The organism is Candidatus Komeilibacteria bacterium CG_4_10_14_0_2_um_filter_37_10 (assembly GCA_002793075.1).
GTDB lineage: Bacteria > Patescibacteriota > Patescibacteriia > UBA1558 > UBA1558 > UM-FILTER-37-10.
On the sequence record PFPO01000072.1, the window covers coordinates 1 to 17025 of the forward strand.

The following is a 17025-nucleotide window of genomic DNA, read 5'->3' on the forward strand; positions in this document are numbered from 1 at the left end:
CTACTTTCTTTGACGATACCAATCACTGTTTCATTATTAGGAAATTTGGATTGGGGTGTAGTAGCTGGCGGTTATTTAGGTTCGTTGTTTTTAGGAGCTGCCTATTTAGCGCTGGGTATGTTTATTTCATCTTTAAGTAAAAATCAAATCATCTCTTTATTGGTGGCCATTGTAGCTAATTTCTTTTTTTATATTATTGGCAGTAGTTACGTAGTTGATTTGTTTGGTACAGGCCTGGCTAGTGTTTTGAGTTATCTTGGCCTCAGCTCTCATTTTGGTAATATTACCAAAGGAGTTATTGATAGCCGTGATTTAGTTTACTACCTATCTTTTATCGGTTTCTTCCTTTTCTTAAATATTAAATCCTTAGCTTCCAGACATTGGAAATAATCATATGAATATTAATAAGAAAAGATTTTATCAGCTAAACCATCGCGCTCAGATATTTATTGTCTTGGTGGTTTTGGTCGCTTTAAATATTGTATCCTCCCTATTTTATCAACGCCTTGATTTAACTGCTGAACAACAGTTTTCCTTATCGCCAACTAGCAAAAAAATTGTCAGCAGTTTAGATGATTTGATAACTATTAAGGCTTTTATTACCAAGGATTTGCCAGGCAGATTAGTACCCCTGAAGCAGCAAATTGCTGATTTATTGGGTGAATATAGTAATTATTCCGGACAGAAAATCAAAATAATTTATTTGGATCCAGCCGACGATAAAGCTATTGAACAGGAAGCAACCTCGCTTGGTATTCCGCCCGTACAGTTTTCTCAAGTAGAGCAAGACAAATACCAAGTAGCTAATGGCTACTTCGGTATTGCCGTTTTATATGGTGAAAAAAGAGAGGTACTGCCAGTAGTACAGGACGCAACTACTCTGGAATATGATTTAACCTCAGCGATAAAACGAGTTGTGGCCGAACAAAAATCAGTAATTGGTGTTTATTTAACCACTAGCGCAGAAGTGGCACAAGGACAGGGCTATGATGAAGCACTGAAATATTTAAGTAAACAATACGAGGTGGTACCAGTTGATGTAGCGAAAGAAGAAATACCCGCCGAGGTCAAGACGTTAGTTATTTTTTCGGGAGCCGGTGTATTGAATAATGATCAATTAAAAAAGATCGATCAATTTTTGATGAAAGGAAATAGTTTATTGATTTTATCCGGTAGTGTTGCTGTTTCACCCCAGCTGCAAGCGCAAGCGCAGAGCAATGGTTTAGACAAATTAGCTGAACGTTATGGTATTAAGATTGAGCAAAATTTAGTTTTGGACGCCAGTAATGAGATGGCCAGTTTTAATACTGGTTATGTGCAATTTATTGTACCCTATCCATTTTTTGTCAAAGCAATTAATAGTGGCATGAATCAAGATTCTGTTTTAGTGAATCAATTACAGTCAGTAACATTACCATGGACAAGTTCCTTGTCTATTCAAGAAAGTAATACTGATAGTAATAAAACTTTTTATTTAGTGAAATCCTCAACTAATTCCTGGTTGCAAACGGGTGAATTTAATTTACATCCGCAGCAACAAGTGCCACCGACGGCCAATGACATGCAACCAAGTATTTTAGCCGCGGCTAAATTTGGTAGCCTTGATAGTTTTTTTGCTCAGGATCAAGATACAAAAATAATCAAAAAAGTTGATCAAGCCCGATTAATTGTCGTAGGTAATACCGCTTTTATTAATGACATGTTTATCAGTCGCAATCCTGGTAACATGGTTTTCTTCTCTAATTTAGTAGATGGTTTAACTCAAGATTTAGATTTAATCTCGATTCGCGCTAAGAATATTACTGAACGACCAATTAAGGAGATGGATAATGGCTGGCGACAAGTTATTAAATATTTGAATATTTTCTTACCTTCATTAATTTTAGCCATCTTTGGCTTTATCCGTTTATATGTCCGACGACGAGAAGCAAAAAAAGATTTTATTTAACTGGCAGAAAATTAAGAATAGTATCCCGCCGATCAGTAAAAGTAATCGCTGGTTACTAGTTTTTTTGCTGATTTTACTGTTAATTGGCGCCAATTACTATTGGCCAACTAAAAAAAATAAACTATTTGATTTTTCTCGTGTCGGTACGACTGTTGATCATATTAATTTGCAACGAGCAGATACGATTTATCAACTAGTAAAAAATAATAATCAATGGTTCATAGCAAACAAAGACAATCAGCCAGCCAATCAAGAAGCGATTGATCAGCTACTTGCAACCGTAGCAACAATGAATTTCGATCAGCCGTTTTCCCAAAATCCTGATAAGCAGAAAAGCTTTCAGGTAGATGAGAGTGGCTGGCAATTAAGTTTATTGAGTGGTGAACAGAAACAATTAGGATTGATCGTTGGTAAGTACGGACCAAGTTGGCCCAGCTCTTATGTGCGACTAGAAAATAGCAACGATGTTTATTTAGTAAATTCACCCTTAACACAAATTATTGAGCAGAGCGACTGGCGTGATTTAACTATTATTAAAGCAACAGAGGGACAAATACAAAGAGTGGAGTGGGCTGGGAAAATGATCATAGAAAAAAAGGATAACAAGTGGTCGTTTACTACTCCAGCCAATATTATTATTGATGAAAATAAATTACAACCGGTTTTTACGTCTTTAGCAAATTTTTTAGCTCTCGATATTTCTGCCGAGAAGAAAGAAAGTTTGTCAGCTAAACCAAAAATTTTGATTTTGAAAATAACTACTCCGGAAGGATTGAAAGAATTGAATTTTTGGTCTAAGGATCAGGACCAGTATTGGGTTACGCGTAGCGATAGTGACATCGTTTATATTATCAGCAAAGGATTATATGTTAACATTGATCAGGAAATTAAAAATTTAAAAAAATAGTATAGTATTAAAAAAAAGACCCGTCTTTATTTACGACGGGTTTTTATATTATTGAATTTCTAGTGCGGCCAGATAAATTTCCGCGAATTCTTGGGCTGAGGCAATCTCATGTTCTTTGCCTATTGCTAGAGTAGCCGATGATTTCAATACCTCATTTATTTTTTGGAAGATATTGATGGTATCTAAATAGTCATAGTTAAGAATTTCATTATAGAGATTAGCATAATCTGTCACAATGACACCAGTTTCTTCAGCAATGATATTAATGATTAGTTGGAGGATTTCATTTAATGAATATTTGGGCATGAGTAACTCCTTGGATAATTTTGATAAAAAGTTCAATTTAAGTAACGATATTATTATTCCTTTCTGCAAATTTGTCAAATCTGTTATAATAGCATAGTCATGTTTAGAAAAAAGAGCAAAAAAATATATTATTGGTTAATAGCTTTTATTTTGTTGATAATTGTATTGTTTTACTCGGCTTGGGTAATAAATTCTTTATTGTGGTCGTTAGCCGAGGTAGCGGAACAGAGTTCGCAATTTTTTAACAGCTATCAACAATTAACTATTACGCAAAAACAAGAGCGCGTAGAGATTATTAATCACAATTTACAAGCAATGCGTGGTCAGGCAAAATCTTTGTTTTATTTGGCCTATTTGCCAGGTTTGCGACAAGTCTATTTTGCAGTTGATGATTCCTTGATGCGAGTTGAGAGAATAACTGGTAATATCCAGCTACTTTTTACCGAATATGCTGATTTTATCGATCAGCAAGATACTACTAATTTATTATCAGCATATTTAGCCAAACATGGGCAAGAAAGTTTTATCGGGTCGTTAAATAAAGCCGCAACGATTATGGCGGAAATAGAAGATGATTTTAGTGGCACCCGACAAAACATTATCTCGTTACAGAATCACTTATTACTGATTAATTATCGGCAGCAGTTAACAGGCTTAGCAGAGGGATTGGAAAATATGGTCAAGGTAACGGCCGGCAGTAAAGAGGTACTATTATTAGCGCCGGTTTTTTTAAGTAATGAGCAAGAAAAAACATTTTTACTATTATTTCAAAACAATAATGAGATGCGGCCAACTGGTGGTTTTTGGGGCAGCTATGGTATCTTAACATTGACCAACGGGAAAATAACAAAATTATTTACCGATGACATTTATCATTTAGACAGCCAAGTAATTGGTAAATTGGAAATTGAGCCACCAGCGCCAATTAAAAAGTATTTAAATGTTAAGTATTGGTACTTGCGCGATGCCAATTGGTCACCGGACTTTCCCACGAGCGCTCAGTCAGCATTGCGTTTTTATCGCTTGGAAGGCGGGACAGAAAAAATTGATGGCGTGATTGCTATTACGCCCAACGTAATCAGTGGTTTATTATCTGTAGCTGGTAGCTTGATCGTCGAGGGGGTAAATTATGGAGCGGATAATTTTTTGTCTACTTTGCAATTTGAAGTAGATAAAAATTACTCAACTCGCGGATCAAATCAGTGGGACCGCAAGGATATTATTGGTCAGCTTGCCGGTCGTTTGGTTGAGCGCATGTGGCAGTTAGATTTAAAACAGTTAGCGTTAGCCGCTAGCTCTTTGCATGAAAATCTGCAAAACAAAGATATTATTTTTTATTTTCCCACCGATCAATATCAGCAACTAGCCCTCCGTAATAATTGGTCAGGAGAGCTAAGATCAAGTTCTGCTGATTATTTAATGGTGGTTGATAGTAATATGGCAGCGTATAAATCTAATCAGTATGTTAATAGGTCTATTGATTATGAAGTGCAAAAAAAAGTTATCGGTAATGATCAGTTTTATTATTTAGCAACCGTGAAAATCAAGTATCAGCACCAGGGTTCTTTTTCTTGGGACAGTACCAGGTATCGAACATATACTCGTATTTATGTTCCCCAAGGCGCTATTTTAAATTATTGGTCGGGTGCAATGGAAAATGATCGTAGTACTAAACCGGGCGCTATTGATGTGGGACAAGAATTTGGTAAAACCTATTTTGGTGCATTCATTTCGATTGAACCGGGTCAGAGCGGTGAACTGGTTTTCAGTTATCGACTGCCTGCTTATTATTCGCCCTATCATTTGTTATATCAAAAACAACCAGGTAGTAAGGATAATTTACGTATTCGTATCAATCAAGAAAACTGGCAAGATTATTCGGTCAATACTGATTTAGTGATCAAATAGTCAAAGTATTTATTGTTTTAATATGCTTCACCAGAGGTATTTTTTTATTGCTTAATTTCCGGACATTAGCTAAGATTGTGATAGTTAAGGTTTTGGGACTTGACAAATTTATGCAAATTTGCTAAGATCCTTTATTAATCTTAATTGATATAATACATTTATGACTTATTTAAACAAGTTAAAAAACCACAAAAATTCAGTTATTTCTCTTACTTTAGGCCTAGTAGCTATAGTAATGATAGTTTCTCTAGTATTGCCGCAACATTATGGTAGTACTACAAGATTGCTAATTATTCAGAATCAATCGCAATCAGTAGATTCATATTTAGCTGCCAAAGCTGCAGAAAAAATTGGTAATATGTTTTCCGAAGTTGTTTATAGCAGTTCTTTTTTTGATAAAGTTTGGACTGCTGGTTATAACATTGGTAAGGATTGGGGTGAAACAGAAAGAGAACGCAGAAAATTATGGCAGCAACGAATTGATATTCAGATGGTACCACAGACATCTTTGTTAGAGATTACCGCTTATAGCGTTGATCGTAATCAAGCCGAACAACTAGTACAAGCAGTTTCCGCCATTGTGATTGGTCAGGGCTCTGAGTATTATGGGCCAACCGATCAAGTACAAATTAAATTAATTGATAAACCTATTACTTCTCGTTATCCAGTAAAGCCGAATTTGTTAGTTAATGGCTTAGAAGCATTGGGATTGGGATTGGTGTTAAGTCTACTGTATGTTTATCTGAAGCCTGATAAGAGACGAGAAGATTAAATTTGTTAAGTGCCTTATTAATATATAACACTTAGATTCAAAAAGAACATTAAAAAATAAATAAATCAATCATAAGGAGAAAATCATGAAAAAAATGATTTTGTATTTGTTGTGTGCGTTCAGTTATGTAACTTTAGCACAGGAGTTAAATTCAGTAGTATTGGAAAAAACAGGTTGGCCATCGAATATCCAAGAAAGTGTGGCGCAAATTGTTGGTACCACAGCCGGCGAAACGGTTAGGTTATCGACTGCTCGGCAGTTTGATGGCGCTATTATTGATAATAGTTTTAAATCAAACGCCTGGATCGATATCGGGGCCCGCTGTACGTTTTGGTATTACCAAACAGGGAGCCAAAAAGCCCTTTTAGTTAAGAGTAACAATAACTGGTATTGGCAAAGTTCGGGTATTAATTTCACCAATTGTGGTGATACAACCTTTGTAACTAGCGATTTACCTTTAGGCGGAAGTAGTTCGAAACATTCTTCCACAAGTTCCTATAGTGCCAATGTGGAATTTGGCTATTATGGTCAAAACGGCGTTGGCTATGTTACTGCTAGTAGAACGATGGGACTGGCTCGGTATTGGGAATCCCACAAGTGGGAAAATTGTCTTTTTGACGTTGGTGCCGGTTGGGGCGTTGATCTGGGTGGCGGTTTAGTTTATCGTCCATCAAAAATTGATATTAAGTTAAGCGAAGCAGTACCGATGGGCATGGCTAGATTGCATGGCTATCTGGATATTTGGCAAATCAAAATTTACTCCAATATTGGTTATTTATATTCTTGGAAAAAACAATATAGTAACAATTATATGGAGGGATATGTCAAAGGCACAATTTCCTTCACCGATCAAATAAAACTAGCGCCTAGCTATTATGGCGCCAAAGCTACTGTTCAAGAATGGCTCTACAACGAAGGAAGGGTTCAGGTTTATTATCTGTTTCCAGAGAATTACTTTATTGGTTTGGAAAGTGGCTTAGCTACTTATCTGGATGGGAAATACAGTAATTACTTGTCACCAAAACCTGGTGGCATTGTTGCTGGCTATCAAAACGATAATATTTTTCTAGAAGGGTCAATAGGCCAATACAATCAGATCGACGCTTGGAATAACTTGAGAACGAAGAAAACTGACGTGATTAAGTTTCAAATTACTTGCAATATCAAATTAACAGAGTTTTAACAGTTCTAAAAAAAGGAAAAAAGAATGAAAAAGTTCATGTTGAGTGCAGCATTGTTTGCTCTATTTCTGACCGGTTGTTCACTTTTTGAAAAACCCGGTGATAATCCTGTTGGGCCGCAAGATCCGACAGCGCTTGGTAAGGCTACTTCAATTTTATTGGAGCTCGACCGGACCACTCAAGGATTAAATAAGGTTAGCTGGACCGATAGTGTTTGGATTCATAGCAATATGTTTCTGAATACCGCGCAAACAGCGACCGAAACCAAAGAGGTTTTGATCCAAGATTCATTGCGGATTACAACCGCAGTGAATGAAAAAACCAACTACGTTGGTAGATTAATGACCCCTCGCGGTTTTTTACTGAACGGATTTAAGTTGGCTGGCAGTCTACCTCAGAATTGGTCGATGTCAGAAAACGAAGGACCATATTTCCACTTTGGAGTAAGTCCTACCGGATCTCTGATTCAGGGTACTAACAACGTCAAGGACACAGTACGAATTAAGGTTCGGATTTATGCTCCGAACAGTCGTGCGTTTTACATGAACGGAACCATGACTCGGTTCCGTAATGTGAATGTCTCTTGGCAGACAGATCCTGGCTATTATGCCTATGAATTTCTGACCTTACCTGGAATTCAAAAATATGATTTCTGGGAAGGAGGAGGCAATAACAGTATTGACTCGTTAGTATTTGGTAATTTACGTCTGACCAATATTTCTGGTAGTCATATCCGATTTCAAGTCAACGCCGGTGGGACTATAGAGTTGTTAGATTCCGTAACCACGCTTGGTAAATTAGCACTTTCTAAGGTTGTATCGTATGAGTTAGTTAAGGCGTATCTCTTTGATTCGCAGTATGGCAATCGAGAGTTCGTACTGACGGATAACAATTCCGAATACAGTACGATTGTGGCCTTAGCGCAGAATATTGAAATATTTTGCCGGATTGAAGGGTATAATAATCCTGATACCACTGCATGTTTTCTCAATGTTGCATATGGTGGATTTAAGTTACACCACTTGATTACTTATGCCAGTAATAAATATCGTTTCAAATTCAGATTAGTGGATCAAGTGGTACTACAGGATACCAATAATGTTATTTTGGCAATTAGTACCAAACCCTAAGAAAGAATTGATATGAATAAAAAATTTATCATTCATTTGATTATTTTTGTATTATTCTTCTTAGTGCTGAGTTACTTAGTTATTTATTTGTAACCACATTTCAATTGCTGGCGCTAATGACACGTGTTATTAGTAGTTAGAGACGATGTTTAAATATTCAGCGTCAGCAATAATTTATTTCATGATTTTAAAAAATTTTCAAAAACAAAAAAAGGAAAAGTTCCAATGAAAACGTATGCACCTTATGTAGTTATTGTGCTTCTGATCTTGTTCGTACTGTTTATGTTTTTCGGCCCATTTAATTGTCAGGGCTGTAATAGCACAAAACCGGATCAGAAAGATTCAGTTTCCGTATTAACACCACAGGACTCCCTGGTAATAAAGGTTAACGCACTAGGAAAAGAATTAGCAGAATTGAAGAAAAGAAAGTCATTAACAGTTGTTGTTAAAATGCCGACTTCAACATCAGCTATTCCGGTCAATATTCCAAGCAAAACAGAAAAAATACCAACTGCTACTGTTGAGACAGAGGTAACCGGCAATATGCCCGAGTTAAATACTGATAACGATTTAGGAACACCGAATGAAACTGGTGATATCTACAATGTCCCGCAAGGATATATGGATGTTATTTTACCAGCTGGCTGTGTTCAATATTGGGGGGATGGAACCGAATGGACGCATCAGAATACTGATGGGAAACGAACAATTCGTATTCCCGTTAAGTACGGCATTAATTTATTTAATGGATTAATGAGTGACGGTTCTTATTTGGATAAAGAAACCGTATCATTCTGTGCTGCTAATATAAAAATTAGCGGCTCCACTGTGACCAATAATTGGCGCGGTGAGAACGTTAAAAACTTCCAAATTGTCTACGATGGCAAAACCATCGCTTCCAAATAGGAAGTAGTTCACTTTCGAAGCCCTCAAGATTAAATCTTGACGGGCTTCTTTTTTTGTGTTAAGATACTATGAAACGAACTTTACTAATATAATAAATATAATAAACAAAGAGGTGTTCTCGTGAAAAGACTATTTTATTTGGTCAGTGTGATGACTATTATTTTGCTGCTCAATGGCTGTACTCCGAGTAATGAATTCATGCGACCCAAGCAAGATTGGTTCAGTATGGAAAAGCATGACCTGCAAGCAGTGCAAAACTATATCCAATACTATGGACCTTGCTGTCAACCGGGAATTACTGATTCTTTAGATTTATACGATCTAAATATTATCGGTTGGATGGATAAGTGGGAATACATGCCGGCCAAGATCAGTCTTCAGTATATTGCTGTTATGGAAGCATCAGAAGCACACCGTACGTATCATGCTTGGCTGAAAGACGTTGATAGTACTTGGCGATTATTTAACAATCCATATTTCTCTGGTACTTGGATCATGAATGTCGCTGATACTAATTGGCAGAATTTTGTGTTAAACGTCGGTATTACTTGGACCATGAGTCGTGGCGGTGAGGGATTGCTACTGGATACCTTTGGTGATATTGAATTGTTACTGGGTAACTGGAATAAATATTTAGTAGCGAGTGTTGATTTTATCAAAAAAATTAGACAACGCTATCCAAATTTAATTTTAGTTGTTAATGAACCAGGACAGTTGATTTATTACATTGCCGATGATGTGGATGGTATTATTCTAGAGCAATTTATGTTTGATCTCAATGGTGGTCAGCAATTTGTAACTCCGCGACAGGGTTGTGGTGGCGGTACACAGGAATTTAACAAGTTGGTTAATTTTTGGCAGACTATTCCTGCAGAAAAGAGATTTAAAATCTTTACCATGGACATGGTGGCTGGTGATAATCCGGTGTTAGCTAAGATCAGTATTGATCAGGCGACACTGTTGGGATTTATTCCAACCATTACGCCGATGTCTGGTCTAGGTAATAGATATCAAAAAATACCTAGCCCTATTTTGCGGCAGGTACCAAATTATTTTCCCATTCAAGCTCAATGAGCAAGAGGATTTTGTCAGTATTGACAAAATCCTTTTTTTATGATACAGTTCTATATTAAAATAGAATTATGAGTATCACTGACTACAAACTACAAATAAACGCCCTAGAACTGCTAAAATGGTTAATTATAGCCATCCTAGCAGTATTGATAGTATTTTTACCTTCAATCAGTTATCTTAATTTTTGTTTGATTATTTTGGCCTTATTGATTGTCAGTTATCGCCGGCCAATATTGATGTTTGGTTTGGCGATACTACTTTATCCTTTCAATCAAAATTACTGGCAGGTTGGTTGGGAATTAAACATACCTTATGCTGATTTAATAATTATCATCGTGGGAATAGTTTGGTTTTGGCAGCAAATTATTTATCTCTGGCAGGAAAAGAAAATACAAATTTCTCAACAAGCAAAAATTAATTTAGTCTGTTTATTGCTATTAGTTTTGACCGGCAGTTTATCCTTGCTAAATATTTGGCCAGAACAGTTAGCTGAAAGTTTAAAATATTTCTGGCGTTTTGGGATTTTCTATTTTCTTTTATATTATTTTTTGACTCAAGAATTACTAAAAAAAGCTAATAAGTTATGGGCGGCTGTTTGGTGTATGAGTGCGGTAGGATTATTTTTATCTATCATGGGAGTGTTATCTTTACTGTGGCCAGAAATCAGACACGTTATTCCTATGGCAACACCGCTTAGTTGGTGGGGTCTATTTCCTTTTGGTGCCAGTCACAATTTATTAGCCGAAAGCTTACTGGCTATTTTTCCTTTGACTTGGCTTTTAGCTTACAAGTATCAGGAAGAATCATTTAGTCGCTGGCTTTATTTAACCGTCGCTTTAATGATTGGTATTATTTTATTAACCTTTTCTCGCGCGGGGTGGTTAACGCTAGCTTTGGAACTGTTAATTTTAGGCATCGGCTATTATCAAAGAAAAATAAGATCAGTAATTTTGCAATATTGGTGGATTTTAATTATCGCTTTAATACCACTGTTTATTTATTTATTAACTTTTGGTCAAACAGATTTTGTTCTCAGTTCTAATGCTGCGCGTTTATCGATGACGGAAAAAGCCTGGTCAATGTTTCTGGATCACCCTTTGGTAGGAACTGGTATTGGCACCTGGCAAGCGATTGCCAGTCGCGATCCGTATTTTATTATGGAGTTTGGTCAGCCAGTAGAGCAACATGGTTATATATTAAAGATTCTCCCGGAACAGGGGATTATTGGTTTGTTAGTTTGGTGTGGTATCTTACTATATATTATTGGTACGATATTGATAATCTATCGTTCGCTGAATAGTAAAAATCCCTGGCGCGTAGTTGCTTTGGTTGCTTTAGTTATAGCTGTAGGTCAAATATTTTTTCAGTTGTTTGATACTGGTTATTATTCGATAAAAATGTGGTTGCCTATTGGTATTGCTATGGCCCTAGCCAGTCAGGCTAAAAAATATATTAAATATTGAGCAAATGAAAATATTATTAATTAATAAATTTCATTATTTACAGGGCGGTGCTGATCGTCACTATTTAGAATTGGGTCAAGAATTAGAGAAGCAAGGACACCAGATGCATTATTTTTCGATGCATCACCCTAATAATTTAGTAACCAGTGACCAAAAATATTTTGTGGATTATTTAAATTTTGGACAGTTGCATTTTGATCTGACGGCGATCAAAAAGATTTTTCGTTTGTTTTATAGCTGGCAGGCACGCTGTCGTTTAGCTAAACTATTAAGACAGTGGCAACCTGATATCGCCCATTTGCACAATATCTATCATCAGTTATCCCCATCAATTATTAGTCTATTAAAAAAAAGAGGAATTCCGACAGTCATGACTGTTCATGATTATTATTTAATAAATCCTAATTATAATTTATTTCATCAAAACCAGATTTTTGATCCGCAAAGGAATTTATATTGGCAGGTACTAAAAAATAAAGCGATCAAAGACTCTTATTTAGCTTCACTAGTAGATATTGTTGCTCATTTTTGGCACCGACACTATTATCGAAAAATTGATTGTTTTGTTTGTCCTAGCAAATATTTAGCTCGTCGTTTACAGCTAGTATATCCACAAAATAAAATTATTATATTACCAAATTTTACATTTTCTTCAGCACAGAATTATATACCAACAAATTATTTTGTTTACGTTGGTCGTATCAGTAAGGAAAAGGGAGTTGCTACATTATTACAGGTAGCAGCTCAATTACCACGGTCAAGATTTGTGATCGTTGGTGAAGGACCAGCAAGAGTAAGTTTACAAAAACAATATGCATTAACTAACGTTGAATGGTTGGGCCAGCAGAGCTCTGATAAAATATCAAAAATTATTGGTCAGGCCAGAGCACTACTTATTCCTTCGGAGTGGCCAGAAAATTGCCCATTAGTAATTTTGGAGAGCTTCGCAACTGGTACCCCGGTAATTGCTAGTAATATTGGTGGTATACCTGAGCTAGTTATTGATCAGTTCAATGGACTCTTATTTAAGAGCGGTGATCAGATGGCACTGCAACAAAATATTGAAAAAATAAGTTCCCAGGTGCAATTGCGTGAACAATTACGACAAGGCGCTAGTAACAGTTTTTCGCAGTATACTTTTGCTATTTATTATCAAAAATTGATGAGTATATATGAAAGTTTATTATAATTTAATTAAATATTTGCTAGTAATTGGATTATTACTTTTTTGTTGGCCAATTTTTGGTCAAGCACAATCCAGTAATGGACAATTAGCTAACTATTTTTTGAAATGGCAGATTAATGATCAAGAAGCACAGCAATTGGCCAAATGGGATTTATTGATTATGGATATGCAGAATCAGTTAACGAGTCGTGAGGCATTACTGAAAATTAGACAACTAAATCCCGATGTTAAAATTCTCGCTTACTTGTCAGCTAATGAAGTACAAAAGATTCATGCCCAAGCCCAGGAAGGTAATCCTTGGCGCGACTTTTATGATTATGTGGATAATAACAATCTATGGCTCTATGATAGCAATGGTCAGCGGGTATCGTTTTGGTCCGCAGCTTTGATGGTTAATATCACTGATCAGCGGTGGACTGATTTTGTTGGACAGTATTTAGCTAATAATATTTTAAACAGTGATTTGTGGGACGGCGTTTATGTGGATGGCAGCTTCTCGGGGATTAAGTGGCTCAATCCGCAATTAAACATTACTGATCAAGAGTGGCAAGCGGGTATGAGAAAATTATTAATTAATATTCGTCAATATTTGAATAATCAGCAAGTTATAATTGTTAATAGCAGCAGTGTTTATACTGACTTAGTTAATGGTCGTATGTATGAGAGTTGGCCGAATGTCTATGGTGGTAGTTGGTCGAGTAATTACCGAGATGTTATAAAACAACAAAACATTTATCAGAAACCAACAACTGTCGTAATTAATAGTAATGCCAATAATCAAAATAAACCCACGAGCTATCGTTTACTGCGCTATGGTTTGAGCAGTGCTTTATTATTGGATAGTTATTACAGTTTTGATTATGGTGATCAAGATCATGCTAGTTTGTGGTGGTACGATGAATATGATCAGAATTTAGGATTGGCTACAAATAGCGCGACAGCGCAGAATGGTGATTATAGTATTTGGTCGCGTGACTATGAACAAGGATTGGTTTTACTAAATACCAGTAACCAGCCTCAAGAGTATGAACTGGACGGTGAATATGAGAAAATTAATGGTCAACAAGATCAGCGGGTTAACAACGGTGAAATCGTTAATAGTGTTACTTTGCCCAGTCAAGACGGTTTGATTCTTTTACGACGAATATTAGAAGTCAATGGCACATCTTTTCGTAATGGTAGTTTTATAACTGCTTATCAATCCGGTGGACAAGAAAAACGAGCAGGCTTTTTTGCTTATGACAAAGGAATAGCCGGAGGATATAAAATTATCAAGAAAGATTTAAATAAAGATCAGCAATTAGAGCGGGTTATTACTCAGCAAAACTGGTGGCAGATTATGAGTGGCGAAAAGGTACTAACCGATAAAATATATCCCTTTACTAATAAATACCAAGGAAGTATCAATATGATTGTTGCTGATATCAATAATGATCAGCAAGATGAAATTATTACGGCGCAGAATCAGGGAGGCTCAACCATTAAAATTTATAGTTATCAAACACGAAAAGAATTGAAAAGTTGGCAGGCTTTTGATGCTAAGTTTAAGGGTGGCGTCAATATCGCTGTTGGTGATATTGATCATAATGGTTGGCCGGAAATTGTGGCGACACCCAGTAGTGCTGGAGGACCGCAAATTAAATATTTTAATGATCGCGGTAGATTATTAAGACCAGGGGTGATGATTGGTGATGCTAAATATCGCGGTGGTTTACAGATTGCTGTCGGTGATTTTGATGGTAATAAGAGCGATGATTTACTAGTGATGAAAAAACAAGGTAATAAAATTTTAATGCAAATATTAAATAATAAAAATCAAGTTACCAGTAGCTGGACACAGCAGAGTAAAAGCGATATTGATTTACTGGCTAGTGATATTGACCACGATGGCAGAACCGAGATTTTATTTGGTACTCGCGATGTGTTTACTTGGTAAATTAAAACGACTATTATTAAAGTGTGAATATGGATAATAATGAGCAAAAAATAAAAGAAGAAGCAGTGGTTGTGGACAATCGAAGCGTTTTGTATCGTTTTGGTAGTTTTGTTAACCGTGGCGTGGTAAATATTTTTGTTAACTATACACCGATTCGTTATCGGGCGCTTTATCAGCAAAGACGTCATTGGCTGTGGATTGATTTGGGTGTGATTGCTTTAGTGATTTTGTTGTTTGCTCAATTACTATTTTGGTGGCATCATCCTTTAACTAGTAATCAATATTTAGATTTGCAACTCCGTCCAGTAGGGGAACTGGTTAGTGGTCAGGATTATCAGCTGCGTGTTACCTTTCATAATAAAAATAAAACAACATTAGTTGGCAGTTATCTTAGTATTGATGATCCTGGTGGTTATCATTTTAAATTTGCTCAACAGAACAATCAAGAACTTATTAGTAAAAACAATATTATTCAGTTGGGGGATTTACCGGCGGGGGCCAGTGGTGAAATAATATTGATTGGTTGGCAGTGGGCAACGGTTGCGGAAAATATTCCCTGGGCAATAACTTGGCATTATGGCCAAGAAAATTGGCCACATAATAAAATAGTTAGATCAGATATTAAGTTTACAAGTAGCGCTCTGCAGATCAGTATCGAGGCACCACAACAAGTATATAGTGGCAATTCGTTTATAATTAATATTTTATTGGAGAATAAATCAGTATACCCTATTGATCAAGCAAGAATAAGATTGTATCCGACAGCGGATTGGTATTTTATTGATCCCGCCTTGACAGTTAAAAATGATTATCAGTTATTAGTTAACAAAATAGCTGCCAACAGTCCAAAAAATGTCCAGATCAAGGCCCGATTACAAACGGATAAAAATGATATAGCACACTTAGGTCTGGCTACAGCAATCGGTAACGATGATATTTTTTATGAACAAAACTGGCAGGACTTAGCGGTGCAAACTAATAATTTACAAGTGGTATTAGATTTATTATTAACCGAGAGTAAGCAGTATTTTGTTGGTCAAAAATATTCTGGAAGATTATATTATTTTAATCGTGAGAAAAAAGATTTATATAATGTTACTATTAATATGAAATCACAAGGGCTGGGAGTTGAAGCTAATTTTACCCCGAGCACATTAAACATACCGATTTTGCAAGCGCAAAGTGAAAATTATTTACCTTTTGAATTTATTATATCAAACACCAATGGTGAAAGTACTAACAAGATAGCAATAACCAGCGAATTTAGTTGGCAAGAAAATCAACAAAGTCATTTTCTCAGAAGTAAACTATATTATTTAACAGTGACACCAAGTTTATCTGTTGATGCTAAATTATATTATCACACACCAACCGGCGAACAGATTGGCATTGGTCCCTTGCCACCAAAAGTGAACAAAAGCACGCGCTATTGGCTAAGCATTCAGGTAGCACCAACTATTGGTAACATGCAACAGATGCTAGCGAAGGTTATATTAAATCCCCAAGTTACAATGATTGATTATAATACCTCCCTAGGTCGAATTGAGAGTAATGGAAATATTGTGTGGATCATAGATAAGTACGATCGTAATAATGACACTGAAACACGGTTGAATTTATATTTGGAAATTAAACCAACAATCAATGATTTGGGTAAGACTATGGAGTTAGTTAGAAATATTGATTTGGTAGCCACTAGCAGCTTTGACAGTCAACCGTTAACCCAATCAATTGGTAGTATCGATAATGATTTATCAACGGATCAAATTCAACCAAATAACGGTCAAGTGGTCAATTAAGTATTTAAGCTATTGACATAGTTTAATTTATATGGTATTGTTAAAAATCAACTAAAAATCTAGCCTAATTTATATGAAAATAGCATTTATTGGGACTCATGGAACAGGAAAAACAACATTAGCACATGAACTTGTGAGCAAATTAAAAAAACAAGGTATTGATGCAGGGTTTCTGGGTGAGGTTGCAAGAAGCTGCCCTTTTCCTTTAAATGAAAATACTACAAAAAAATCCCAAATATGGATAATTTTAAGCCAGATAATCAAGGAAATAGAAGCAGAAGAAAAATGCGAAACACTCGTAAGCGACAGAAGTGTTCTCGACGGATATTGTTATTATGTTAATAAATTTGGAAGAACTAAAATTTTAGAACCTTTAGTTAGAGAACATCTAAAAACTTATTCATATTTAATAAGAATTCCTATAAGAAAAGAATTCCTAAAAAAAGATAAAGTCCGGTCCACAGATTTAAAATTCCAGAGTAATGTTGATAAACAATTTGATATTTTAC

The 17025-nt window shown here is 35.9% G+C and carries 15 protein-coding genes; 14 read left to right on the forward strand and 1 reads right to left on the reverse strand.

The window, feature by feature from the left end:
- The 3 genes from COX77_03670 to COX77_03680 form a co-directional block, all read left to right on the forward strand.
- Positions 1 to 390 (forward strand): ABC transporter permease (locus COX77_03670; GenBank protein PIZ98691.1); only part of this gene is annotated, 390 nt, incomplete at its 5' end.
- 4 nt (positions 391 to 394) lie between these two features.
- Positions 395 to 1948, forward strand: coding sequence for a hypothetical protein (locus tag COX77_03675; protein PIZ98692.1), 1554 nt, complete (start codon positions 395 to 397; stop codon positions 1946 to 1948).
- Positions 1911 to 2855 (forward strand): hypothetical protein, encoded by a 945-nt coding sequence (locus tag COX77_03680; protein ID PIZ98693.1) that lies wholly within the window; start codon positions 1911 to 1913, stop codon positions 2853 to 2855. The genes COX77_03675 and COX77_03680 overlap by 38 nt, the downstream gene beginning before the upstream one ends.
- A gap of 48 nt (positions 2856 to 2903) precedes the next feature.
- On the opposite strand, the gene COX77_03685 is transcribed toward COX77_03680, so the two are convergent.
- Entirely contained in the window at positions 2904 to 3161 is a 258-nt protein-coding gene (locus tag COX77_03685) for a hypothetical protein (protein PIZ98694.1), read from the reverse strand.
- A 99-nt stretch (positions 3162 to 3260) separates the two neighbouring features.
- Between COX77_03685 and COX77_03690 the strand changes: the two genes are divergently transcribed.
- The 11 genes from COX77_03690 to COX77_03740 form a co-directional block, all read left to right on the forward strand.
- Positions 3261 to 5069 (forward strand): hypothetical protein, encoded by a 1809-nt coding sequence (locus tag COX77_03690; GenBank protein ID PIZ98695.1) that lies wholly within the window; start codon positions 3261 to 3263, stop codon positions 5067 to 5069.
- 160 nt (positions 5070 to 5229) lie between these two features.
- Complete coding sequence (locus COX77_03695) at positions 5230 to 5841, forward strand: hypothetical protein (GenBank protein PIZ98696.1); 612 nt, start codon at positions 5230 to 5232, stop codon at positions 5839 to 5841.
- Positions 5842 to 5926: 85 nt separating this feature from the next.
- A complete protein-coding gene (locus tag COX77_03700) occupies positions 5927 to 7024 on the forward strand; it encodes a hypothetical protein (protein ID PIZ98697.1) in 1098 nt (365 codons plus the stop codon).
- Between the two features lie 24 nt (positions 7025 to 7048).
- On the forward strand, positions 7049 to 8152 hold the full coding sequence (locus COX77_03705) for a hypothetical protein (GenBank protein PIZ98698.1): 1104 nt from the start codon (positions 7049 to 7051) through the stop codon (positions 8150 to 8152).
- 282 nt (positions 8153 to 8434) lie between these two features.
- Entirely contained in the window at positions 8435 to 9058 is a 624-nt protein-coding gene (locus tag COX77_03710; GenBank protein PIZ98699.1) for a hypothetical protein, read from the forward strand.
- A gap of 150 nt (positions 9059 to 9208) precedes the next feature.
- Entirely contained in the window at positions 9209 to 10132 is a 924-nt protein-coding gene (locus COX77_03715) for a hypothetical protein (protein ID PIZ98700.1), read from the forward strand.
- A 68-nt stretch (positions 10133 to 10200) separates the two neighbouring features.
- Positions 10201 to 11595 (forward strand): hypothetical protein, encoded by a 1395-nt coding sequence (locus COX77_03720; protein PIZ98701.1) that lies wholly within the window; start codon positions 10201 to 10203, stop codon positions 11593 to 11595.
- 4 nt (positions 11596 to 11599) lie between these two features.
- Positions 11600 to 12784 carry a hypothetical protein gene (locus COX77_03725; protein PIZ98702.1) on the forward strand — a complete coding sequence of 395 codons (1185 nt, stop codon included), beginning with the start codon at positions 11600 to 11602 and terminating at the stop codon, positions 12782 to 12784.
- A complete protein-coding gene (locus COX77_03730; protein ID PIZ98703.1) occupies positions 12768 to 14717 on the forward strand; it encodes a hypothetical protein in 1950 nt (649 codons plus the stop codon). The genes COX77_03725 and COX77_03730 overlap by 17 nt, the downstream gene beginning before the upstream one ends.
- Before the next feature lie 29 nt (positions 14718 to 14746).
- Positions 14747 to 16516: a hypothetical protein gene (locus tag COX77_03735; protein ID PIZ98704.1), complete on the forward strand. Its 1770-nt coding sequence runs from the start codon at positions 14747 to 14749 to the stop codon at positions 16514 to 16516.
- Positions 16517 to 16589: 73 nt separating this feature from the next.
- Positions 16590 to 17025: hypothetical protein (locus tag COX77_03740; protein PIZ98705.1), on the forward strand; the 436-nt coding region annotated here is incomplete at its 3' end.